At 39.4% G+C, this 21,855-nt stretch carries 17 protein-coding genes and 1 tRNA gene; 11 read left to right on the top strand and 7 right to left on the bottom strand.

Features of this window, described 5'->3' with window-relative positions; translation table 11 throughout:
* Nucleotides 1-233: 233 nt before the first annotated feature.
* The 5 genes from ACSQ6I_RS21940 (at nucleotide 234) to ACSQ6I_RS21960 (ending at nucleotide 4,884) form a co-directional block, all read left to right on the top strand.
* The gene (locus ACSQ6I_RS21940; protein WP_438892389.1) at nucleotides 234-983 is read left to right on the top strand and encodes an HAD family hydrolase; all 750 of its coding nucleotides are present in this window, start codon (nucleotides 234-236) and stop codon (nucleotides 981-983) included.
* 42 nt (nucleotides 984-1,025) lie between these two features.
* Nucleotides 1,026-1,098, top strand: a tRNA-Ala gene (locus ACSQ6I_RS21945).
* Nucleotides 1,099-1,961: 863 nt separating this feature from the next.
* Nucleotides 1,962-2,450, top strand: coding sequence for a DUF6978 family protein (locus tag ACSQ6I_RS21950; protein WP_438892390.1), 489 nt, complete (start codon nucleotides 1,962-1,964; stop codon nucleotides 2,448-2,450).
* 163 nt (nucleotides 2,451-2,613) lie between these two features.
* Complete coding sequence (locus ACSQ6I_RS21955) at nucleotides 2,614-3,957, top strand: DUF1828 domain-containing protein (RefSeq protein WP_438892391.1); 1,344 nt, start codon at nucleotides 2,614-2,616, stop codon at nucleotides 3,955-3,957.
* A gap of 351 nt (nucleotides 3,958-4,308) precedes the next feature.
* Nucleotides 4,309-4,884 (top strand): hypothetical protein, encoded by a 576-nt coding sequence (locus ACSQ6I_RS21960; protein WP_438892392.1) that lies wholly within the window; start codon nucleotides 4,309-4,311, stop codon nucleotides 4,882-4,884.
* A 156-nt stretch (nucleotides 4,885-5,040) separates the two neighbouring features.
* Here the strand turns inward: ACSQ6I_RS21960 and ACSQ6I_RS21965 are convergent, their stop codons facing one another.
* Entirely contained in the window at nucleotides 5,041-7,227 is a 2,187-nt protein-coding gene (locus tag ACSQ6I_RS21965) for a DNA phosphorothioation-associated putative methyltransferase (RefSeq protein ID WP_438892393.1), read from the bottom strand.
* A gap of 814 nt (nucleotides 7,228-8,041) precedes the next feature.
* Here ACSQ6I_RS21965 and ACSQ6I_RS21970 point away from each other — a divergent pair.
* Entirely contained in the window at nucleotides 8,042-8,257 is a 216-nt protein-coding gene (locus ACSQ6I_RS21970; RefSeq protein WP_015212825.1) for a hypothetical protein, read from the top strand.
* A 40-nt stretch (nucleotides 8,258-8,297) separates the two neighbouring features.
* Here the strand turns inward: ACSQ6I_RS21970 and ribD are convergent, their stop codons facing one another.
* The 4 genes from ribD to ACSQ6I_RS21990 all read right to left on the bottom strand — a co-directional run bounded on the left by ribD (nucleotide 8,298) and on the right by ACSQ6I_RS21990 (nucleotide 11,997).
* Entirely contained in the window at nucleotides 8,298-9,425 is a 1,128-nt protein-coding gene (gene ribD / locus ACSQ6I_RS21975; RefSeq protein ID WP_438892394.1) for a bifunctional diaminohydroxyphosphoribosylaminopyrimidine deaminase/5-amino-6-(5-phosphoribosylamino)uracil reductase RibD, read from the bottom strand.
* 20 nt (nucleotides 9,426-9,445) lie between these two features.
* The gene (gene mreD, locus ACSQ6I_RS21980) at nucleotides 9,446-10,084 is read right to left on the bottom strand and encodes a rod shape-determining protein MreD (RefSeq protein ID WP_438892395.1); all 639 of its coding nucleotides are present in this window, start codon (nucleotides 10,082-10,084) and stop codon (nucleotides 9,446-9,448) included.
* Between the two features lie 23 nt (nucleotides 10,085-10,107).
* A complete protein-coding gene (gene mreC / locus ACSQ6I_RS21985; RefSeq protein WP_438892396.1) occupies nucleotides 10,108-10,893 on the bottom strand; it encodes a rod shape-determining protein MreC in 786 nt (261 codons plus the stop codon).
* A 96-nt stretch (nucleotides 10,894-10,989) separates the two neighbouring features.
* The gene (locus ACSQ6I_RS21990) at nucleotides 10,990-11,997 is read right to left on the bottom strand and encodes a rod shape-determining protein (RefSeq protein ID WP_438892488.1); all 1,008 of its coding nucleotides are present in this window, start codon (nucleotides 11,995-11,997) and stop codon (nucleotides 10,990-10,992) included.
* Nucleotides 11,998-12,371: 374 nt separating this feature from the next.
* Here ACSQ6I_RS21990 and ACSQ6I_RS21995 point away from each other — a divergent pair, with 374 nt between their 5' ends.
* On the top strand, nucleotides 12,372-12,734 hold the full coding sequence (locus ACSQ6I_RS21995; RefSeq protein WP_015212820.1) for a single-stranded DNA-binding protein: 363 nt from the start codon (nucleotides 12,372-12,374) through the stop codon (nucleotides 12,732-12,734).
* 110 nt (nucleotides 12,735-12,844) lie between these two features.
* On the opposite strand, the gene ACSQ6I_RS22000 is transcribed toward ACSQ6I_RS21995, so the two are convergent.
* Nucleotides 12,845-13,588 (bottom strand): SIMPL domain-containing protein, encoded by a 744-nt coding sequence (locus tag ACSQ6I_RS22000; protein WP_438892397.1) that lies wholly within the window; start codon nucleotides 13,586-13,588, stop codon nucleotides 12,845-12,847.
* Between the two features lie 441 nt (nucleotides 13,589-14,029).
* Between ACSQ6I_RS22000 and ACSQ6I_RS22005 the strand changes: the two genes are divergently transcribed.
* From ACSQ6I_RS22005 to murI, 4 genes are all read left to right on the top strand, one after another.
* On the top strand, nucleotides 14,030-15,481 hold the full coding sequence (locus tag ACSQ6I_RS22005) for a cation:proton antiporter (protein ID WP_438892398.1): 1,452 nt from the start codon (nucleotides 14,030-14,032) through the stop codon (nucleotides 15,479-15,481).
* A 683-nt stretch (nucleotides 15,482-16,164) separates the two neighbouring features.
* Nucleotides 16,165-18,081 (top strand): N-acetylmuramoyl-L-alanine amidase, encoded by a 1,917-nt coding sequence (locus ACSQ6I_RS22010; protein WP_438892399.1) that lies wholly within the window; start codon nucleotides 16,165-16,167, stop codon nucleotides 18,079-18,081.
* Between the two features lie 346 nt (nucleotides 18,082-18,427).
* A complete protein-coding gene (locus ACSQ6I_RS22015; protein WP_438892400.1) occupies nucleotides 18,428-20,347 on the top strand; it encodes an N-acetylmuramoyl-L-alanine amidase in 1,920 nt (639 codons plus the stop codon).
* 125 nt (nucleotides 20,348-20,472) lie between these two features.
* Nucleotides 20,473-21,330, top strand: a complete 858-nt coding sequence (murI, locus tag ACSQ6I_RS22020; protein ID WP_438892401.1) for a glutamate racemase — start codon at nucleotides 20,473-20,475, stop codon at nucleotides 21,328-21,330.
* A gap of 194 nt (nucleotides 21,331-21,524) precedes the next feature.
* Here murI and ACSQ6I_RS22025 read toward each other — a convergent pair whose 3' ends face one another.
* A complete protein-coding gene (locus tag ACSQ6I_RS22025) occupies nucleotides 21,525-21,713 on the bottom strand; it encodes a hypothetical protein (RefSeq protein WP_438892402.1) in 189 nt (62 codons plus the stop codon).
* Nucleotides 21,714-21,855: the final 142 nt, after the last annotated feature.

Below are 21,855 nucleotides of genomic sequence, written 5' to 3' on the forward strand. Positions count from 1 at the left end.
TGAGATTTTGGATTGGAAAAATTCATAGATAGACTATTTGAGAAATTGTAAACATAATAGTCTATATTACTAGTATAGATTTAGACATGGAATTTAATGGTGTTCATAGTTTTTGTATTACGACTGTAATACAATGGTAATGTGTTTGTCAACCCTTTGCTGACATTAACGAACACCAAAATGGATAATAATAATTTGCAGGATATTGCTTCCCCCAGGTTTGGCATAGTGGCATGAGTTTAAAGGCAGTTTTGTTTGATTTTAATGGTGTGATCATTAAGGATGAACCAATTCACCTACAACTGATTGATGACATTCTGATTCAGGAAAATCTTCAACCCCAGCGGGTAAATGAACGTCAAACTTCTCTTGGACGGAGTGATTCTTGTGGTAAGCAAAGCTATCGCGCTTATTTTCAAGACCTGCTGAAAAATCGTGGGAGGGTGATTACGGAAGAGTATTTAAGTGATTTGCTCAACCGTAAAGCTCAAGCTTATGTGTTGGAATTGGAAAAACTAGAAAAACTGCCTTTGTATGCTGGAGTAGATGATTTAATTTTTCAGGCGCGATCGCACAATATTAAACTAGGGTTAGTTAGTGACTCTCTTCTGCAAGAAATACAATTGGTGCTAGAACGTGCCAAACTTACTGAATATTTTCAAATTATTGTCACCGGGGATGATATCGCTACCAGTAAACCCCAACCAGAAGGTTATTTATTAGCGGTAGAAAAACTTAACCAAGCTTATCCAGACTTGAATTTGCAACCCCAAGAATGTTTAGCAATTGAAGATACTCCTGCGGGCATTCAAGCCGCAAAACGCGCTCAGATGCAAGTTGTGGGAGTTGCTAATACCTATCCCTTCCATATGCTTCAGCGTCAAGCTAACTGGACTGTAGATTATCTGACTGATTTGGAATTAGACCGGATACAGGAAGTTTTTTTGCAGAAAGATGTGAAAACTGCCCTGCCTGAGTGTTAAGATATAGTACGGCTGTCAGAGTTAGTAACTTCAGACTAGCAAGGGGAATTAGCTCAGTTGGTAGAGTGCTGCGATCGCACCGCAGAGGTCAGGGGTTCGAGTCTCCTATTCTCCATTGATGTACATTAAAGAATTATTGTCACTTTTAAATAATTATTGTCCAATTTTACAAATCTAAGGCACATAAGTTACCCATTTGCAAGGCTTTCAGGCATTAATCTGTTTTTAAAGAATTATTGTCCAGAGTCGAAACCAGTTTTAAAGAATTGTTATCTAAAAAATAGACAACCTGATCCAGACAAATAAACTCTAGCAATCCTTTATTATATTTTCCAGATAGATAAGCTGTTACGCATTTAATTTTTTTTGCCCAAAAGCCTTACCAAAAGAACTCTAGGCTGCTAAATATTAAATTTAGGTGCGCGTCAGCTTACTAATATTTAAAATACTTATAGTTTCCTATACTAAATAGTAAAAATGTAACAAAGTTACAACAAGGTTCTTCTTAGCCTAGTATTCTATGGTATATATTTTTATAGAGAAAATTTATTAGGTATTGTGTATCTACAGCATATACTTTGACCCCCATATGGCTCATGCAAATGTTTGTTGACATTATGCAGGAGTTGTATTTGATATAAGCGACTTCTCTGGGTTACAAATAAAGGCAAAATTACTAAAATGTGCTTTTGAATTGAAGCTGCATTTTGGATGAATTTAGTTTTTGTTTAGTCGCCAAATTTTGGTGTAGCATGAGTTTTTGGCTGATTACTGAATTATATATCAAGCAGAGCGAATAATATCAAAATATCTAACCTTAGTTAGATAACATCTGTTCTTTGTAAACAAATTCTGGAAAAATTAATAGTATCTCAAACTTATTAATGAGGCATTTATTTTTTGAGGGAATAGGAGACAAAAAAGCAAAAATTTGTTGCACAGGAATTTATTAAATCAAATTACTAAACTTTTTAGATAATGTTAAGTCAAGACGAATTTGAAAATCTTATAGTAGATTCTAGTAAATGTATTCAAGGAGATATTATATGGGATAAAAATAAGAGAAATCCACCTGCTTATGAATTTCGTGTTAATATTATATCAGATGCTTCTTATCCTCTTATCGTTAAAGGATGGTATAATTATTTTGCAAATCAGCTTAGTTATTCCATTATTCATTGTGACTTTGAAGGACAAAGAATATACGGTTTAGATTTAGGTAAAGACCATCAAAATCCTGATGGTGTAAAAGTGGGAAGAAAACATAAGCATCGCTGGTTAAATCAATACTTTAAGGATAAGTTAAATAGAGATAAATTTATTGGAGATACAAAAGCCTATGTTCCAGATGACATCACTGCTTTAGCGAATGATCCAATTGGTGTATGGCATCAATTCTGCCTAGAATCAAAAATTATCCATCATGGAACTATGCAACAACCAATAATACCAAAATTAGATTTATAACGTTTGATATATGGCACTCAACGTCTGTGAAGAAATTAGTAGAAATCTGGGGGAATTATTTACTTGTTTATATGTAAATGATCTAATTCGTATTTCTACTCCTTTTATTCTTCCAGATGGTAGTTTAATAGATTTATTTTTAAAATAAAAAGAAGAATCTTATGTGCTTACAGATTTAGGTGAAATTTTTGGTTGGCTATATTTACAAACACCTTTTTATGGCATCCCAAAAAATCAAGAAATAATTATTGAAAATATACTTATTACTCATAATATTGAGTTACGCGATGGTATGTTGGTTGTCTATTTAAAAAAAGATGATAACTTATCTGAAGCTATTCTTCGCTTATCCCAAGCCATTATTAGAGTTGCAGATACTAACTCTAAATTAAAGAGTTTATTAGCAGTAAGTAACAAAGAAATTAACTCAATAAAACTAGAGAGTGTAATTGAGTATCTTTCCAGCAATGGTTGGACTGAAGAGAGAAAAATTAGTGAGGGTATCGCATCTATTTGGGTACAAACAAAAAATCATAGACAATTTTCACTGCTACTACCTCTAGATATAGAAGTGCCAGACTTTTTCATGAGGATGAAAGAGGTATTAGAAACATTAGCCTATTTTGAAAATAGATTAGCTCCAGAAATATTGAAAAGTTTCTTAAGTAGCAATTATCTAGCACAAGAAAAACAAAGAGAAATTTTAAGTATTAAGTTTAAATTTATTTACGAAAGAAATAAAAAAGAAGGGTCTGCGAAAAAAACAGGAATGATATTAACTTCATTACAGGACTTATTTTATGCTGTAGGTCAATCAGAATCAGGAAAGATGCTCAAGCGCGGAAAAATTCAAAAAGAAATAATTGACGTAACCGAGTTTTCAATAATCGAGACATTTCAAGGATCTTTCGGTGTAAAACTTGGTCTGCCATCTATAAATGAGCAGATAGATTTATACGGAAATACTTTTACTCAAAAAGTATTTATTGATATATTAAGTCTAGTTAATTTCAGCAATGAAGAAGACAAGCAAAAACTAAAAGAAGAATTAGTGAGATTAAAAAAAATATCTGCCTCAAGATACAGAAAATTTTTAATGTATTTAGTGCAATATGAAGCTAATTTTTATGCAGATTGGGGTTCAGTAAATCCAGCCAAAGGTGGTCAAGCAGTTCTGAGCTTTGAAAATGCAATAAGCACAATAATATTCATAAATAAGATGGAAGTTGAAGATCCAGAAGAATATGTGATTCATGGGGAGCTGATATCTGCAACTAAACACAAAAATAGTTTAAATAGCGTAGAAATTGAAGATTTGGAATCGAAAAAAAAATATGCCGCCCGACTCAGCATAAATACTGCTATTGAGTTAACTATTGGTCGATATTATTCAGCAAAGATACAAGAAATATCTTCTGTTAATCCAGCGACAGGAGAGGAAAAAAGCGATTATACAGTAATAGAACTATCTTTTTTTGAAAAAAGAAAGATAGCAGTTTCATCATAAGCTGTCACAGATAATTTGAAATATATCTCTTCTTCTGAATTTACAAGTATAAAATAAACTAATAAAGCGTTAAAGTGATAACAGGTGCAAGTAATTAAAAACGGTGGAGACTCTTGTTAAACATGAATTTCAGCGATAACATTACTGACGATATTAATTTATTAAGACTACATATATAACTGGAGTTTAGACTAATTTCCCCTCTTAATCCGCCAAAGTCTCTCTAGGCAAGGCTTTGAGTATTTTCAATTTGTTTTAAGTCTTGTAAGTCATAAGCCTTATATAGCAAAGATTTCAGCCTACAAGAAAAGATTTAGTCTAAACTCCACATATAATTTATTTGACTGACATATGAATATTAAAGAATTAAAACTAGGTAAATATCTCACCCTAGAAGAATTGTGTACCTGCACCCAGACATATGATAAATATGCCGAACATATCAACCCGTTTCCCCAAAATATAAAAGAAGTAATTCCCGCCTTACAAGATTTAAATAAATATATAATCGACCCAATTATCGACAATTACGGTATAGCCAACTTTCATCTCACCTATGGATTTTGCTCACCAGATTTAAAAAAATATCTTGAAAAAAAAGACCCAGTAACAGGTCAAAAAAATGGTCGTGTTGCACCCAATTTAGATCAACACATGAGTCATGAAATTAATAAAAATGCTAAATACTATTGTGAAAGATTGGGTGCTGCTTGTGATTTTATCATTGCAGAGTTACCTAGTGAATCTCTTGTTGAATGGATTTTGCAAACCAAATTACCTTTTGATTCTCTCTACTTTTACGGAAGCGAAAGACCAATTCATATTAGTTATGGACTTCAGCACAAAAGAGATATTTGGACATTCGGTAATCTTGGTCAACCCACAAAAAAAGGAATTGAACACTGGGTTAATTTAGCCAAAACATAATTGTCATTTGTAGGGGTTTAGCATTGCTAAACCCTGCTAGTAGTTACGAATTACGTAAGTATTCAGGCTAGAGAATACTCCAAGTCAGGAAAATAAAGGCTTTTTGAGTCAACTTTGATGATTTTGAGCAAGTATTAATTCTTTCTATTCCTGATTTCATAAGCATTCTGAACCGCTGGTCTGCGTAGCGTCTCCTGATTCCTGAGTTTTTACCGAATTACATCTTTTATTTTTACGACTTCTCATAGCAGACTGCAACACTTTCACTTTATAGGCATCAGCATCTTTACGCCAAGATAATTTATAACCTTTAAGTATTGCACAGTGGTCTTCTAAACATTTACTCCACCCAGAAACATGACTAATACTGCGCCAATTTTCCAACAAACCCCAATCTTCTTCTTGACGAGTTAACTTAGCAAACTTTTCATACTGGGGATAGTCAGGAGTCACCAAAAAATCTATTTGATGTAATATTGGTGGGTCATCCTCAAGATCATATTCTCGATAAGTAACTTGTAAATCCCGCAAATCAATTTCCATTCCTCTGTATAATGCCGGATGGGGATTAGTATCAAAATCAGGATAAAACAAATAGGAAATTTTAGGTGTTTTGAGATGAAATTTAATCACATTTGCAGCTTCTAATCTCCCAATAGTACGACTAGCACAACCTTCATAAAGTCGTAATAAAGGATCAAGGGCTTGTAATGCAGAAATATGAACCCAAAGAGAATTAGGTAATTTTTTACCAATTTTGCTTTCTTGACAACGTTTGATAATTAGTTCTGTATTTCCCAAACTGCGTAGCATTTGGTCTGCATCCAGACAAGCTTGTTTATAACTACTAAATAAACCAAGTATATCTTCTTGTACTGCTGGTGTTAATTGTCCTAGTTTGGGACGATGGCCAAATTTACACAAGGCTAAATAAACCATCAAATCTTGACGACGTTTATCTGCGATCGCATCCCACTCGTCAGAGTCCGTAGCCTGTATAATTACATGAAATGCTCGTCGTAAACTCCCAAACTCCGTACAAATTTCTCCTTCTTGTGCCAATTCACCCTTGCTGGGAAGTCTTCCCCGTTCAGTAATAAAAGCCATCAACGGTGCTAAAAGTTCCTGATACTCTTCAAACCGCTTGACACAAGCCCTGACTCTAGGAGTAGTAGCGCGAGAACGAAAACGAGAAGCCCGAAATAACTCTGCTTCAGCTTCATCTCGAAACACAAAGTAAACTCCCAAAGCCACAGGAATTGCATCAACTCCTAACACTTGGTCAATGTAAACTTTTAATTCTTCTTGTTCATAATATTTCTGAAATGTGTTGCGGTTAGTAATGATGCCATCACCATAAGCAACTACACCTCTTTTGCTGTCAGAAATCAAAACTTGGGCAGACACTAACAGCACATTCTGAGCTAATTCCCAGGCTTTAATCAAGGCTTCCCGTCGTTCACCTTGGTCTTCAATAACATTAATTACAAAGCCAATGTTAACAATATCCGCAGATGTGTGGGGAGTATCTGGTGAGTAATAAGGGTCCCAGCCGCAACTAATATAACCTTCTTCCGCGATACGTTTTACATCACCACCATGTCCACAACCATAATCAAAAAATGTCGTTTCTGGGGTAAATAAGCCAGATTCAATCGCTAAACGCACAGGACGGGATAAATCATGGCGAACAATAGCCGCTTTATGTCGTTCTATTTTGGGAATAAATGGTGCTGTAACAGTACTTATTGGCTTCTGAATCAAGCTATGCCCCTGTATTTCTACACCATAGGCTTGTAAACGCTTTTCCCAACCCAATTTTGTCCCGATACCTCTGGTGTTATCTAGTAAACCTAACGCTTCTTGAGCGCGTGTTAAGGCTGCAAACTCATGATAAAGGGGATAGTCAGGAGTAACGAAGGTTTCTTTGCGATGAAGGATAGGAGGATTTTCTGTATCTCTGTAATCTCGAAAGCCAACGATGAGAGTTTCGACATCAACTTGAATACTGGCTTGTAAAGCGGGATGGGGGTCAGTATCAAAATCAGGATAAAATAAGTAGGAAATTTTGGGTTTATTAGTGCTAAATTTAACTAGTGTTGCTTTCTCTAATTGAGGCGCAGCAATGCGAGCGCGGCTTTCATATTCCTGAAGCTTCCTATCAAGGCTATACAGCGCCAAAATATGGATGTAAAAAGCATCAGGTAAAAGTTTGCCAAATTGGCTGTTGTGGCAATAAGTAGCGATGCCTTCGGCGGGCGTAGCCATCGCACTAGGTGAAATCTGCTCTGGAGTTAAGCAAATTTCATCAAGGGTATTCCAGTTGTTTTCAGGCTTAACCATTGCACTTATTATGTAGAGAAATGTCGCTTTAAATAATTAAATAATCTTAGAAGCGAAGTTTTTATTTCAATTCTCTAATGATAATTATGATTTGATATTTTTTTGCGCGAGAAAATTTATTATTGGGCTATTCCACCTCAATTGAGATTGCTAGAAGCTTGATTCTAGATATGTTTTTACTTTTAACGTTAACGTGAGTTCGCCGAATTTGTAAAACCCCTATCCAAACCTATCCCTGCACCCCTCCCTAACCCTCCCCTACAAGAGGAAAAACTTTTAATATGGGAGAGGCTTAAAACTCTTAATTTTTGGTTCTTCACAAAAGATTTAGCTGTCCCTTTCCTCATCGGAGCGACGACTTTCGGCGATTTGAACTTTTCAAGACAGAGAGGTTAATCGAATTCACATTAAATATATATTTTAAGCATTTTTACCATAAAACTATGTAAATTTAATTACTGATGCTAATTAATTCTAATATGTATCTACAGTAGTTTTACTCTGGTTAATTCTTGCTTAAACACCTTAAATTTGACAAGATAGACTATATAGCTCTAGTTCAAACTAATGAATCTCAAGAGTTATAATTAGATACAATACTTTTTGCTGACCAATAACTACAAGTCTTTTTTAGCTAAGTGAATTTTTGTTAACTTAATCGAGCAAGATTGCCGATTCTTAATCTTTATAAAGATATAAATCTGTTTATTAAGTTTCTAATAATACTTGTCTCAGCTTGTGGATTTATTTCGTCAGCTAATATCGAAATTGTGTAATCTGGAAACAACTAAGCTAATAATTTAATAGAGGTCTGATGACTCCCACGATTATGCGTCAGCTTTGGTCTATAGTTGAAGCCGCCCAAACCGTGACTCTTTTGCAGCTTGACGATGCTAGCTTGGTACAGTGGTTAGTTAAACAAACCACAAAGCAAGCTTTATTAGATCCCAATGAAACCGATTTTCTTTGTGACTATATTCGCGCCAGGTTAAGTCTTATCCGTGATCTTGCTTATGAACGTCAGCAGTGATGAACAGGGAAAAGGCCAGAAAGTAGCCAATGACCAATGACTAATGACTTTTTTGTGGCAAATAACCTTCTACTAAACAGTCAGAACCGACCACACGCCAGTGAACACGTTCTAAAGATAAAGCCTCATTCATGGTGGTAAAACCTAAGTCACCTACAGGTGTAGGAGCATGACTACCACCAATGATTTTGGGGGCTATAAAAGCCAAGATTTTTTGAACTGCCCCTTGAGCGATCGCACTTGCTGCTAAAGTACCACCACATTCCCAAAGTACGCTACAAAAACCACGCTCATATAAATAAATCATTACCTTGTCTGGTGTCAATGATGCAAACTCCAACACTTCCACCCCTTTTTCGAGCAACAGCTTGTGAAAATCGGGTGAACTACCCACTTCAGTCAGCACCACAGTTGGAGCCTCCGCAACTTCCCACAGACGAGCATTTTCTGGCAAATTAAGACTACGACTCATTACCACTCGCAGAGGATTATTGCTTCCCTGCTGATGGCTAGTTAAGTAAGGATTATCGTATCTAACGGTGTTTCCACCAACTATTACAGCATCACAAGCAGCCCGCAATTGATGTACTTCGCTGCGGGCTTCTTGATTGGTTATCCAAGCGCTATGACCTGAACTAGTAGCAATTTTGCCATCCACAGTCATAGCATATTTCAAAATTCCTAAAGGTCGTTTGTGGAGAATACGATAAATAAAACCTTCATTTAATTGACGACAAGCAGCTTCTTCTACCCCTACTAGCACTTCTATTCCCGCCGCACGCAAACGAGCAATGCCACCTCCGGCTACTAAAGGGTTAGGATCAACCATACCCACAACCACCTTAGATACACCAGCCGCTATCAATCCTTCAGAACAGGGTGGAGTACGTCCGTAATGGTTACAAGGTTCCAAGCTGACATAAATTGTCGCTCCACGACTTTTTTCTCCTGCCGCTCTAAGAGCAAAAACCTCAGCATGAGGTTCACCAGCACAGGGATGAAACCCTTCTCCGACAATCTCCCCATCTTTAACAATCACTGCCCCCACTAATGGATTTGGTGAAGTGCGTCCCAAAGCACGCCGGGCTAGTTGCAAACACCGTTGCATCATCAGGGAGTCAAATTCACTACCTACCATATTTGAGGAAACTGTTACTGGGGTTAACATCCCTATTTTCTACCTACAAATTACGAATTATTAATTAATTTCATCTGTTGCCACCAGCGATTTAAGGGATAGTAAACTACAGGGGCCCACAGGCTACTGAGAATAGCAGAAGCTAAAGCAACACGTTGATAATATGTCCAGATATCTTCAACTTTGCGGAGGCATTGTTCACCGCAGCTACCACCCAATATAGATAATTGCACAGCAAAAATAGTATCTGCCACCACCGCCATCCCAAAGACGATCAAAGCAATAGAAATGAAGTCTTCTTGAATAAAACGCTGCTTCTGAATTAGGCTAGTTAGCATTCCTACTATTCCCAAGCTAATAGCATGGGTAGGGTTAGGTGATGTCATAGCGTCTTGTAGTAGACCGAGAACAATACCCGCCAATGCACCCTCAAAAACAGAGCGTTTTACACTCCAAGCTACCACCCAAATTAGTAACCAGTTAGGCCCAATACCTAATAATTCCATACCTGGCAATCGGGTTGGCAACATGAGTAAACATAACAGCACAGATCCTGATGTTACTGTCCAATCCAGGAGTTGACGTAACCAGGGATGCCAACTTGTCAATTGAGGAATTAAGGATTTGGATTTTCGATCTGGCCTTGTTGCTATTTTATTTTTGCTGCCAGGAAATCCAGGAATTTTCATTGTTTTGCGAAATTTTCAGGAGTCTAATCAGATTTTTGTTTTTCCGGATCTAGGTTTTCTGGCTTAGGATATACAGTTACCCAATCCAAATAACGAATTGGTGGGAATAGCTCAACTTTAGCCACTGATGCGGGAAGTTTCTTTAAATCTAGAGACTTTATTCTTCCTACTGGTAAGCCAGCCGGAAATTTCTGACTATAAGTAGAAGTTGAAACTAAGTCGCCTACCTTAACATTAGGAACTTTTTCATAAAACTCTAGCACTCCTTCAGATGAAGAATCACCCCGCACAATTCCCTTGGCAGCTGTACGGCTAATAGTGACACCAACTTGACTTTTCAAATCGCTAACTAACAATACACGACTAGTGTTAGGAGTAACACTTTCTACCAAACCTACTAAGCCACCATCTGCTTTGACAATAGAACCTTCCTGAATACCAGCGTTTGTGCCACTATTTAGAGTTACTTGTTGCCACCAGTGGTCTGCGCTGCGTCCCACTACTCTTGCTACAATTGGGCGTGCTGAAAGTGGTTCTTTTGCTATGTAACCTAATAAACTTTGTAGTTTTTGATTTTGACTTTCTAGATCGACTATGCGCGTTTGTAACTCTAATAGTCGAGCATCACGGATACGTTCTTCAGGACTTATCCCTGGCTGCAACGTTTGTAACGGACGGGTAATCCCTTGATATATCTCCATCACCAGCGTCCCTTGCGTCTGTCGCAGTGTCCAAGCACTACCAACGACTAGAGCTAACAAACCTATTTGTAACCCCTTATGTTCCCACCAACGGCGTACAGTAAACATTGATACCTGTATTATATATTCTGTAAATTATTGAGATAATGGATGCCATATTTTAGTAGATACAGTATCCATTATCTTGTTTACGCTTTTGGTTATCTACATATTGCGAGAACGACCACTAAAGACTCGTTCTAGCTGCTTGAAGTTTTCTAACACACGACCTGTCCCCAAGACAACACAACTGAGGGGATCAGCAGCAATGTGTGTGACAATACCCGTCTCATGACTGATAAGCGTGTCTAATCCTTTCAATAATGCACCACCGCCGGCTAACATGATTCCTCTATCAATTATGTCAGCTGCTAGTTCTGGGGGTGTGCGCTCCAGTGTCCGCTTAACTGCTTCAATAATTACTGATAGCGGTTCCAACATACTTTCACGAATTTCTCCACCCTTGACAGTCACAGTTCTGGGTAAACCAGAAAGCAAGTGTAATCCCCGGACTTCCATGATAGCATCGGCATCATCGTTGGTTGGATAGGCAGAACCAATACGAATTTTGATATCTTCGGCAGTACGTTCTCCAATTACCAGGTTATTAACTTTCTTCATATACTGGATAATTGCTTCCGTCAATTCATCTCCCGCGATACGTACAGATTCGCTAATTACTGTACCCTGAAGACTGAGTACAGCTACTTCTGTTGTCCCACCACCAATATCAATGATCATATTACCAGTGGGTTCGGCTACTGGTAAGCCTGCACCAATTGCTGCTGCTACAGGCTCATCAATTAAATATACTTCTCTAGCCCCGGCTTGAGTAGCTGCATCCATTACGGCTCGTCTTTCTACCCCAGTTACACCGCTGGGAATACCAATGACAATCCGGGGTAAAATCAGGGATCTGCCCTCATTTACTCGCTGGATAAAACTTTTTAGCATCAGTTCGGCAGTATCAAAATCAGCAATAACACCATCACGCAAAGGACGGACAGCTATTACATTACCTGGTGTCCGACCGAGCATTTTTTTGGCATCTTCTCCAACTGCCAGGGCTATTTTTTCATTTTTATCAATGGCAACCACTGAAGGCTCTTGGAGTACAATTCCTTTGCCAGATACATAAACTAGGGTATTGGCTGTACCGAGGTCGATACCCATATCCCATGATGAGCGAAAGTTCCTAAAAAGACCCACGCGTGTCTTTGCCCCCTATTTGCGCTAATTTGTAATGATAACAGTGAGAGTTAATTCTGCTAGATTCGATGATATTTTTCCGCCTGACTCCAGTACACTAGACTATTTTTAATCTATAATTTTTGTTAATCTTGATGGATGTTTCAGGCATCTTAGTTTCTCTATTCCAAAGTTACTCAGTATAACCGTATAATTTTGGCAATGATGCCAAGTATTTTTTGAATCATTGTTTGATATTAATCATATTGCTAAACACTTAACATATTTTAAATAATTTTACAATTAGCTATTATATTATTCACAATAAATAAGTACACTTGTACTTAAAGGTCACACCCATGAGCATTAATGTTGTCACCCTGGTCGGACGTGTAGGCGGCGACCCAGATATGAAGTATTTTGAGTCTGGTACAGTTAAATGCAGGTTGACTCTAGCGGTGAATCGCCGATCGCGTAACAACGATAAACCAGATTGGTTTAATCTAGAACTGTGGGGTAAAACGGCTGAAGTTGCAGGCAACTATGTACGTAAAGGCAGTCTAATTGGGGTTAAAGGTTCCTTGAAGTTTGATTCTTGGAGCGATCGCCAAACCGGAGTCAACCGTTCTAGTCCAGTTATTCATGTAGAGCAACTAGAATTACTAGGTTCCAAGCGCGACGGAGACGGTGGTATGGCTGATATGTCTCCAGAGAATTTTTAATGTAGTCAGTCAGGAGTCAGGAGTCAGGAGGAAGAATAGAAGAATAGAAGAAAATCAGAATCATCTATAACCTTCCAAATGACCAATGACTAATGACCAATGACCAATGACTAATAACTAATTTGCAATGTCACAGATGCTTGTACTTCTTGTTCACCACCAATTACGGGGGTAGAAGCATCTGCATTAGTTAATTTAGCCTCACTACGATAAAGCATAGGTGGTGGGGGCGCACTTGCACCATTAACTTGAATACTGACTACTTCTTTAGCTTGCAATCCTAAAGTATTTAAAACAGCTTCAGCCTGTTTTTGGGCATCCTGGGTAGCTTTTTTGAGGGCTTGTTTTTGGGCATTTGCGATCGCATCATCACTAGCGATAAAACTCACACCGCTAATTTGTGTCGCTCCAGTTTTTACAGCTTCATCCAATAATGTGCCTACTTTATCAGTAGGAACGCGAAAACTCACCGTGTTACTGGCAGCATAGCCAGTAATTCTTTGTATATTATCTGTGTAGCTATAAACTGGGTTCAGGCGAACACCTGTCGTAGTCAATTTGTCTACATTCCGGTTTTTGAGTAAAGCAACCACTGCTGATGACCTGCGGGCTGCCTCTTTTTGTACCTCCTCAGCCATTTTTCCTTGAATTTCTACACCCAAACTCACTTGGGACAAGGTTGTAGGAATTGCTTCCATACCACGACCACTCACCGTCAAAGTCCGCCATAGTTTTTCTTTTACCTGCGCTGATGCAGGTAAAGTAAAAATCATAAATAATATTAAAGTCAAAGATAGTGCTTTCCCAAAGTTCCTGGTCTGAACACGAGAACTAGATAAAGTATTTCGATGCATTTAGATGTACACTCCTCAAAAAATTTATACCAAGTTTCCAGGTTTTAGCTAACTTTCACCCGGAACTTTTCACAATTACAACCCAATTCAATTTGCATATTTATACTTTGACACTCCCTCAATCAAAAAGTTTCTTGGTTACATTTTTGGCAACTAAAAAAATGACTCTAAATTGATCAGGGCTGATTGGCTGCTGAAAACATAACCAGAAGTTTATTCTTACTTTGATTTAGAACAACTTCGTAATGACTATTCAGTAATGGTTTTAGAGTTTTCTAATGGTCATCTGATTGTCGGAGGCATCAATTACTTTATACCTATTATCAGTAGTGTATATATATCTAATATCTTATGATTGCTGTTAGCAGTAGGTATATATCTAGTCTATGAAATGGTTTCGATAAAAGAGTAAAAATAAAGAGAAGGATATTCACAGAACCAATGCAGTTTTTCAGTGCAATCAATTTTACTGTTCCTCTGTTGGCAAGTGCCACAGAATCAGCAGATAGTTCAATGGTGGTAGCAGCCGTGCTACTGAGTTTAGTAGTAATTTACCTCGCCAGCAAAATTGGTGGAGAATTATCGAACAAAGTGGGTTTGCCCCCGGTTTTAGGTGAACTTGTGGGTGGTGTCATAGTTGGCACATCTGTATTACATCTGTTGGTATTCCCAGAAGGTGGTACAGACAGTTCTAGTTCATTAATCATGACTTTCCTGCAAATCACTGCTGGTTTAACTCCAGAAGCCACTCCACAGGTGTTTGCTGCACAGTCAGAGGTAGTATCTGTTTTAGCAGAACTGGGCGTGATTATCCTGCTATTTGAAATTGGCTTAGAGTCCAATTTAAAAGACCTAATGGATGTGGGTATTCAAGCTGTAGTTGTGGCAATTGTGGGGGTAGCAGTACCCTTTGCCGCAGGTACAGTTGGCTTAATGACTTTGTTTGGTATCAGTGCTGTACCGGCGATTTTTGCAGGGGCAGCTTTAACTGCTACTAGTATAGGGATTACCTCCAAAGTCCTCTCAGAATTGGGGCGTTTGAATTCTAAAGAAGGGCAGATTATTCTCGGTGCGGCGGTGATAGATGATGTACTGGGAATTATTGTCTTAGCTGTAGTGGCTAGTTTGGCGAAAGATGGCGCAGTAGATGTGGGTAATGTCATTTATTTAATTATCAGCGCTACCGCTTTTCTCGTTGGTGCAATTGTTTTGGGGAATGTTTTTAATAAATCCTTCGTTGCGATCGCTGATAAACTCAAAACACGTGGCGAATTAGTCATACCGGCATTTATCTTCGCTTTTGTCATGGCCTATCTTGCCGCTGTTATCCACTTAGAAGCAATTCTCGGAGCTTTTGCAGCAGGGTTAGTCCTAGAAGAAACCGATAAACGCAAGGAACTGCAAAAGCAAGTTATTCCTATTGCCGATATGCTAGTACCTGTGTTCTTCGTCGCCGTTGGGGCAAAAACCGATTTGGGAGTTCTAAACCCAGCAATTCCCAGTAATCGCGAAGGTTTAATTATGGCAATTTTCCTGATTACAGTTGCCATTATTGGTAAAGTGATCACAGGTTTAGCCGTGTTTGGTCAACCCAATATTAACCGGTTGGCAATTGGTGTGGGGATGATTCCCAGAGGTGAGGTAGGCTTGGTATTTGCCGGTGTTGGTGCAGCTAGTGGCGCTCTCTCAAAACCCCTAGGAGCAGCAATTATTATGATGGTAATTCTGACTACCTTTTTAGCTCCCCCTCTGCTAAGATTCGTCTTTCCCGAATCAAAAACCGCAGCTACTTTAGATGACGGTGCCTCGGATACATTGTTAGCAATTGCAACAGCAAATGACAGTAAGAATTTGGAAGTCACTTCAGATTCTCAGGAGAGCTTGAATAAGTAGAAGTAGTCTTTATTGTGGTTTGTACTTGTCCATAATCAACTGTGGACAAGTATACTTTGGCTACTTTTTTTCAGTACCTTATATCTCAACAATATTCAGTCCAGCTAATTGCTATTTCCCAATCCCCAGTTCAGGACAGGCGTGTTTACAGCAGTTACCTCGACCCCTTACTACTTAACGGAAACTTATATTTCTCAATCGCCGTCTCCTGTGATAGTTAATTGTCGTTGGTTTTATCGTTCTTGTTAGGATTCGGAATGACCTTGGGTTCTATCCTGCCTCTACTTATTTGTGATGGTGTGAAAGTTTTCTAGTCATGAGGGAGTAGCTCCCACTAACTTCACTTGTACAGTTGACAGCGGTGGGTTTTATTGTAAATTTAGATTCAATGACGCACCTAAAAATCAGTTTTTTCTGCCGTCAAGTGTCACAAAATAGAGTTGTCCAAACGTAATTAATTCTGACTACCTTTTTGTGGCTATCATCTAAAAGTCATTTATTATGTATTTTGATTTCAGTAGCAGTGTCAAAGTTTAATATTAAATTTGAGATTTCGATAATAGCCTTGTGGTGAGAGATTTTAATTGACAATCCAAAATTATTATACGTGGTGATTGTGTGCAGATTTGCCAAAATTTTGAGATATTAATGACTTACATAAATGTAAATCAGGAGAAATAACTTTGAAGCTACACTACTTACTACCCAGTACAGTTGGAACTATTCTTTTACTATCCTCCCCGACTTTAGCTGCGAAATTGGAATCTTGGCGGTTTGATAGCAATCAAAACCGACTAGAAATTAATACTTCGGGCGCTGTCCAACCTCAAGCGCAACTCATTTTTAACCCCACACGGTTGGTAATTGATTTACCAAACACCGAATTTGGGCGATTCCTTCGGAGCGCTTCGCTATCGCAATTAACTCAACCAGTAGGTGGTGCAATTCGTTCCATTCGTGTTGGACAGTTTGACAAACAAACGACGCGCTTAGTTGTGGAACTGGCACCTGGTTATACTCTCGACCCCAATCTGGTTAAATTTGTAGGTATATCGGCTAACCGATGGACAGTACAATTGCCAAAACTAGAATTTGAGCAAGCAGCCGCACCCCCTGACACCAATAATAATACTTATAATTTAGTCACCATAGACTCCCAAGATTCCCAGACTAAACCTGAGTTTTCCACAGCGGCCAACACTACAGCCGGGATTACTCAAATTCAAAGATTACAAGTCACAGGAGATGGTTTTTTTATTCGTACTAATGGCGGTAATTCTCAGGTTAAGATAACCCGTAGCCGCGATAGCGAAGCGCTGCTGCGAAGCGCAGATCGCACTACCATATTTATGGATATTGCTGGTGCAACTTTATCACCTAGTCTATCCCCAAGAAATTTATCAGTAAATAAGCATGGTGTCAGCCGCATAGAATTCACCCAGCTGCGAACTAAACCAGCATCTGTCCGTATGACATTACGGGTGAACAAAGATAGCCCCGACTGGCGAGCAAGTATCAGTAGTGTGGGCGGCTTGATTCTACTACCGACTAAAGGTGTTGTCCGCTTACCTCAAAACAGTAATCAATCAACAAGCATTTCTGCCAACCCTAGCAACCCAAATGTTACCAACGCCCCAGCTACTATTCAGTCTGTGGAATTAGCTGGTAATAACACCCAACTACTGATTAGAGCTAATCAAACTTTATCTGCTCAGGGTAGTTGGGATAGAACTACTGGACTATTTCGCATCACTATTCCCAATGCTAAATTAGCTCCCAGTGTCAAAGGTCCTACTTTTGATGCCAATAGTCCTGTTCTCCGGGTACGTCTGCAACCACAAGCACCGAACACTGTAGTTATTTTTGTCCAACCAGCATCGGGAGTGAGAATTGGGGAACTCAACCAGGTCGGCAATCAGCTTCTGGCTTTACAATTACAACGATACGCTCAAGTCAGACCCCCAATTAGTTTACCTCCCTTACCATCACCAAATAGCGGACAATTACCAGACCCAAATATAAAGACTCCTCAGCCCAGACCCCGCCGCTCAGTTCCTAAAGGTAAATTATTAGTTATGATTGACCCTGGACACGGAGGTAAAGACCCTGGAGCGGTCGGTATTGCCGGCATACAGGAAAAAAATCTTATCTTACCCATTAGTAAAAGGGTAGCCGCGATTTTGCAGCAAAACGGCGTACAAGCAGTTATGACTAGGGATTCTGACTATTTTGTTACTCTCCCAGGACGAGTAGCAATGGCAGAAAGAGCTAATGCCGATGTTTTTGTCAGCATTCATGCTAATTCAGTCGGTCTGAGTCGTCCTGATGTTAGTGGCTTAGAAACTTATTATTACGAAAGCGGTCTGAGTTTAGCTCGAATTGTTCACAACAGAATTCTTCAAAGTGTCAATGTCAGAGATCGGAAAGTACGGAAAGCTAGATTTTACGTCCTGAGAAAAAGCTCTATGCCCTCAATTTTAGTGGAAGTAGGTTATGTAACTGGTAGAGAAGATGTTGCCAAGCTCAGGACTTCAGCTTATCAAAATCAAATGGCAGAAGCGATCGCTCAAGGAATTCTCCAGTACCTAAAGCAAAGGTAAGTAATTTAATTTCCAGTATTCAGTAAATAGACTTAATGATTTATTGAATATGAAATTGTATTTATCAGCAACGTTACCTGATTAGTCGTTCGGCTGGGAGAAATGGAATTTTCTGATTCCGGTTAATGTTGATAGCTCTTTTTGGTGTAATCTGATGCTTTGCAGGCTAAATTAATTTACTCTTATAGGATGGCAAAATTTACAGCCTATGCTATAGTGTTACGCCATTAGCTGTGTCTCGATACCAGCGCAAAGCCAAAGTTTGGGCGGTAAAGGTAGGTGTGAGGATTTACCAAGATGTTGAGATATTGACGGCTCCCATGAATGCGAATCAGGAGAAAGGACTGTGAAACTACACTGGTTAATACCCAGCACTTTTGGAACCATCTTCATGCTATCGTCGCCTGCTATGGCTGCGAAATTGGAATCTTGGCGGTTTGATAGCAATCAAAACCGACTAGAAATTAATACTTCGGGCGCTGTCCAACCCCAAGCGCAACTCATTTTTAACCCCACACGGTTGGTAATTGATTTACCAAACACCGAATTTGGGCGATCGCAATTAACTCAACCAGTAGGGGGGGCAATTCGCGCTATCCGCATTGGACAGTTTGACAAACAAACGACGCGCCTAGTTATAGAATTCACTCCTGGTTATACCATAGACCCCAATCTGGTCAAATTTACCGGGGCTAGTAGTAGCCGCTGGATAGTACAATTACCAAATTTAGAAGCGGAAGCAGCACCTGCCTCTGGTTATATAGGTCAGCAAGCAGCAGAAACCCCCGCACTCATACCTCCCTCATCACCATTTACCCCAGCAGCCTCCCCCAAAAATATTTACAATATGGTGACAACTACTCCTGTCACCTTACCGAACCAAGACATAGCAGCTAAAATAACAAGGGAAGTAGTTCAAATTGAGAACTTGCGGGTAACAGGCGATGGGTTTTTCATTCAGACTAGTGGTGGTAATCCCCAAATTCAAGTTAATCGCAGCGAAGATAACCGCATTATCAATCTTGACATTACTGGCGCAGCCTTATCATCAAATCTGAAACAACGAGATCAGTTGATTAATCGCTATGGTGTCAACCGGATCGAATTTACCCAACTTTCTAGTAAAACCCCTACTGTTCGCATGACTTTGCGGGTGGATAGCAACAGCCCCGATTGGCGGGCAACATCTGGTGGTACTAGCGGTTTTGTTTTACTGCCTAATCGTCTGAGTAGAGTTAAAGAAAATCAACCTGCTATTTCAAATGTTAGTGCAAATGTTAGCAACTCCCCAGCTACAATTCAGTCTGTAGAACTGGCTGGTAATGGGACACAACTACTGATTAGAGCTGACCAAGCTGTATCTGCCACTGGAAACTGGGATAGAACCACTGGACTATTTCGCATCACTATTCCTAATGCTAAGTTAGCTAATCGGGTAACAGGCCCTGCTTTTAATGCTAATAGTCCCGTCCTCAGGGTACGCCTACAACCCCAAGCAAACAACACTGTATTGGTCTTTGTTCAACCTGCATCAGGTGTGCAAATTGGAGAACTCAATCAGTTTGGAGAGAAGCTTTTAGCTCTACAGTTACAACGCTCTCGTCAGTCAACGCCTCCAATTAGCTTACCTCCCTTACCATCAGTTAATAGCAGACAACTACCAGACCCAAGTACAGACAATTCGCAAATACGCAGCCAGCCTCAACCACGTCAATCAGTTCCCAGAGGGAAACTACTAGTAGTAATTGACCCCGGACATGGTGGTAAAGATTCAGGCGCTCCCGGTCTGGGTGGTTTGTTGGAAAAGGATGTTATTCTCCCAATCGGCAAAAGAGTAGCTGCTATTTTGGAGCAAAATGGCGTTCAAGCTGTGATGACGCGAGATGCTGACTTTTTCGTGGAACTACAAGGGCGGGTAGATATAGCAGAACGAGTCAATGCAACTTTGTTTGTTAGCATTCACGCTAATGCAGTAGATAATCGTCCTGATGTTAATGGTTTAGAAGTATATTATTACGACAGTGGTTATGGTCTAGCCGAATCTGTTCGCAAGGCTATCCTTCAGGATATTGGTACTATCAAAGATAGAGGAACTCGTAAAGCTAGATTCTATGTCCTCAGAAAAAGTTCTATGCCCTCGATTTTAGTGGAAACAGGCTATATGACTGGTAGGGAAGATAATCCTCGTTTAGGATCACGAGAATACCAAAATCGGATGGCTGATGCGATCGCTCGTGGTATTCTCAAGTACTTACAACAAAGATAAGAATACACTACGTTAAAAATGTAGTCCAAATTACTAATTACAAAAAACAGAATTTAGTGGTCAACCAGCAGATTGTCTGCTAAATTCTGTATTTTAAATAGCAAAATCTAAATCAATATTTGCCTGTGTATTCATCCTCTATTTTTGAAGGTAATCTTGACGATTTCTCTGATAAAGAACCTCAACGCTCTCCCATTGGGGTGTTTGACAGTGGTGTAGGTGGACTGACAGTACTGCGACAAATTTATAAGCAACTTCCCAATGAATCAATTATTTACTTTGGGGATACAGCTCACCTTCCTTATGGGATTCGTTCACAAACAGAAATTTTACAATATGTCAGGGAAATTCTGGACTGGATGCAACAGCAACGGGTGAAAATGGTGATTATGGCTTGTAACACCAGTTCTGCCCTCGCACTAGAAAATGTCCGTCAAGAATTTAATTTCCCTATTCTGGGGGTAGTCCTACCAGGAGCGAAGGCAGCCGTACAGCAAGGTAAGCGAATTGGTGTCATTGCTACCCCAGCTACTGCCAAAAGCAATGCCTATCGTCAAGCTATTATGGAAATACAACCCGATGTCCAAGTCTGGCAAGTTAGTTGTCCAGAATTTGTGCCCCTAATTGAGCAAAATCGCATTCACGACCCTTACACAATGGAAGTGGCAAGATCCTATTTAGAACCGTTAATTAAACAAGAAATTGACACTTTGGTCTATGGTTGTACCCATTATCCCCATTTAGCACCAATATTGCGATCGCTCCTCCCCTCACACGTTAAACTAGTTGACCCAGCTGTTCATGTCGTGGCAGCTTGCGCTCAAGAGTTAGACCTATTAAGTATCAGAAATAATTATCTCCCAATGCCTACTCGTTTTGCTGTTAGTGGTTGTCCACAACAATTTGCTCAGTCTGGATTGCACTGGTTAGGCTATACCCCTCTGGTAGAACAGGTATACCTGACTGATGCCACAGTATCCTAGTACCGAGTACCGAGTACCGAGTTGAAAGTCAATAGTCCATAGTTAATGACAGAAGAGCCATTGCGTTGCAAGGCTTCCCCCCGTTGTCGCAACTGGCGTAGCGCTCTAGAGAGGAATCAAGAGTGTGGTCTAAATACATGAAAACTGCGGTAACTTTTTTACTCAACACTCAGTACTCGGTACTCGGTACTTTTTTATTGGCTATTGACTACCTCAGTCACCTTTGTTCTTAATCCTCTTTCCTGCTTCTGCATAGCTTTAGACCCACTTTTAATCACACTATTTCCACCTGTTCGTTTTGCCAGTGCTAATAATAAGTAGACGGTGAATAAATATCCAGCAGCTAAAATAAATACCATCATAGGCATATTTCCATAAATCATTGTTCTACCAGCTCTGCTTTCAAAGGAAGATCAAATTGCATACAAAAATAGTAGAACTCCAGCCAATTAAGTACATTCTTAATTGCTGTAGCTGGCTATGCAAAGCCACCCAGTAGAGTTTTAAAAAACCCTCTGGTCAACC

This window comes from Anabaena sp. WFMT (genome assembly GCF_051781005.1).
GTDB lineage: Bacteria > Cyanobacteriota > Cyanobacteriia > Cyanobacteriales > Nostocaceae > Anabaena.

Excerpts from the sequence above, each read along its gene's own strand:
- ACSQ6I_RS21940 (WP_438892389.1), top strand. The coding sequence starts at position 234 with ATGAGTTTAAAGGCAGTTTTGTTTGATTTTAATGGTGTGATCATTAAG.
- ACSQ6I_RS21950 (WP_438892390.1), top strand. The coding sequence starts at position 1,962 with ATGTTAAGTCAAGACGAATTTGAAAATCTTATAGTAGATTCTAGTAAA.
- ACSQ6I_RS21960 (WP_438892392.1), top strand. The coding sequence starts at position 4,309 with ATGAATATTAAAGAATTAAAACTAGGTAAATATCTCACCCTAGAAGAA.
- ACSQ6I_RS21965 (WP_438892393.1), bottom strand. The coding sequence starts at position 7,227 with ATGGTTAAGCCTGAAAACAACTGGAATACCCTTGATGAAATTTGCTTA.
- ACSQ6I_RS21970 (WP_015212825.1), top strand. The coding sequence starts at position 8,042 with ATGACTCCCACGATTATGCGTCAGCTTTGGTCTATAGTTGAAGCCGCC.
- ribD (WP_438892394.1), bottom strand. The coding sequence starts at position 9,425 with ATGTTAACCCCAGTAACAGTTTCCTCAAATATGGTAGGTAGTGAATTT.
- mreD (WP_438892395.1), bottom strand. The coding sequence starts at position 10,084 with ATGAAAATTCCTGGATTTCCTGGCAGCAAAAATAAAATAGCAACAAGG.
- mreC (WP_438892396.1), bottom strand. The coding sequence starts at position 10,893 with ATGTTTACTGTACGCCGTTGGTGGGAACATAAGGGGTTACAAATAGGT.
- ACSQ6I_RS21990 (WP_438892488.1), bottom strand. The coding sequence starts at position 11,997 with ATGGGTATCGACCTCGGTACAGCCAATACCCTAGTTTATGTATCTGGC.
- ACSQ6I_RS21995 (WP_015212820.1), top strand. The coding sequence starts at position 12,372 with ATGAGCATTAATGTTGTCACCCTGGTCGGACGTGTAGGCGGCGACCCA.
- ACSQ6I_RS22000 (WP_438892397.1), bottom strand. The coding sequence starts at position 13,588 with ATGCATCGAAATACTTTATCTAGTTCTCGTGTTCAGACCAGGAACTTT.
- ACSQ6I_RS22005 (WP_438892398.1), top strand. The coding sequence starts at position 14,030 with ATGCAGTTTTTCAGTGCAATCAATTTTACTGTTCCTCTGTTGGCAAGT.
- ACSQ6I_RS22025 (WP_438892402.1), bottom strand. The coding sequence starts at position 21,713 with ATGATTTATGGAAATATGCCTATGATGGTATTTATTTTAGCTGCTGGA.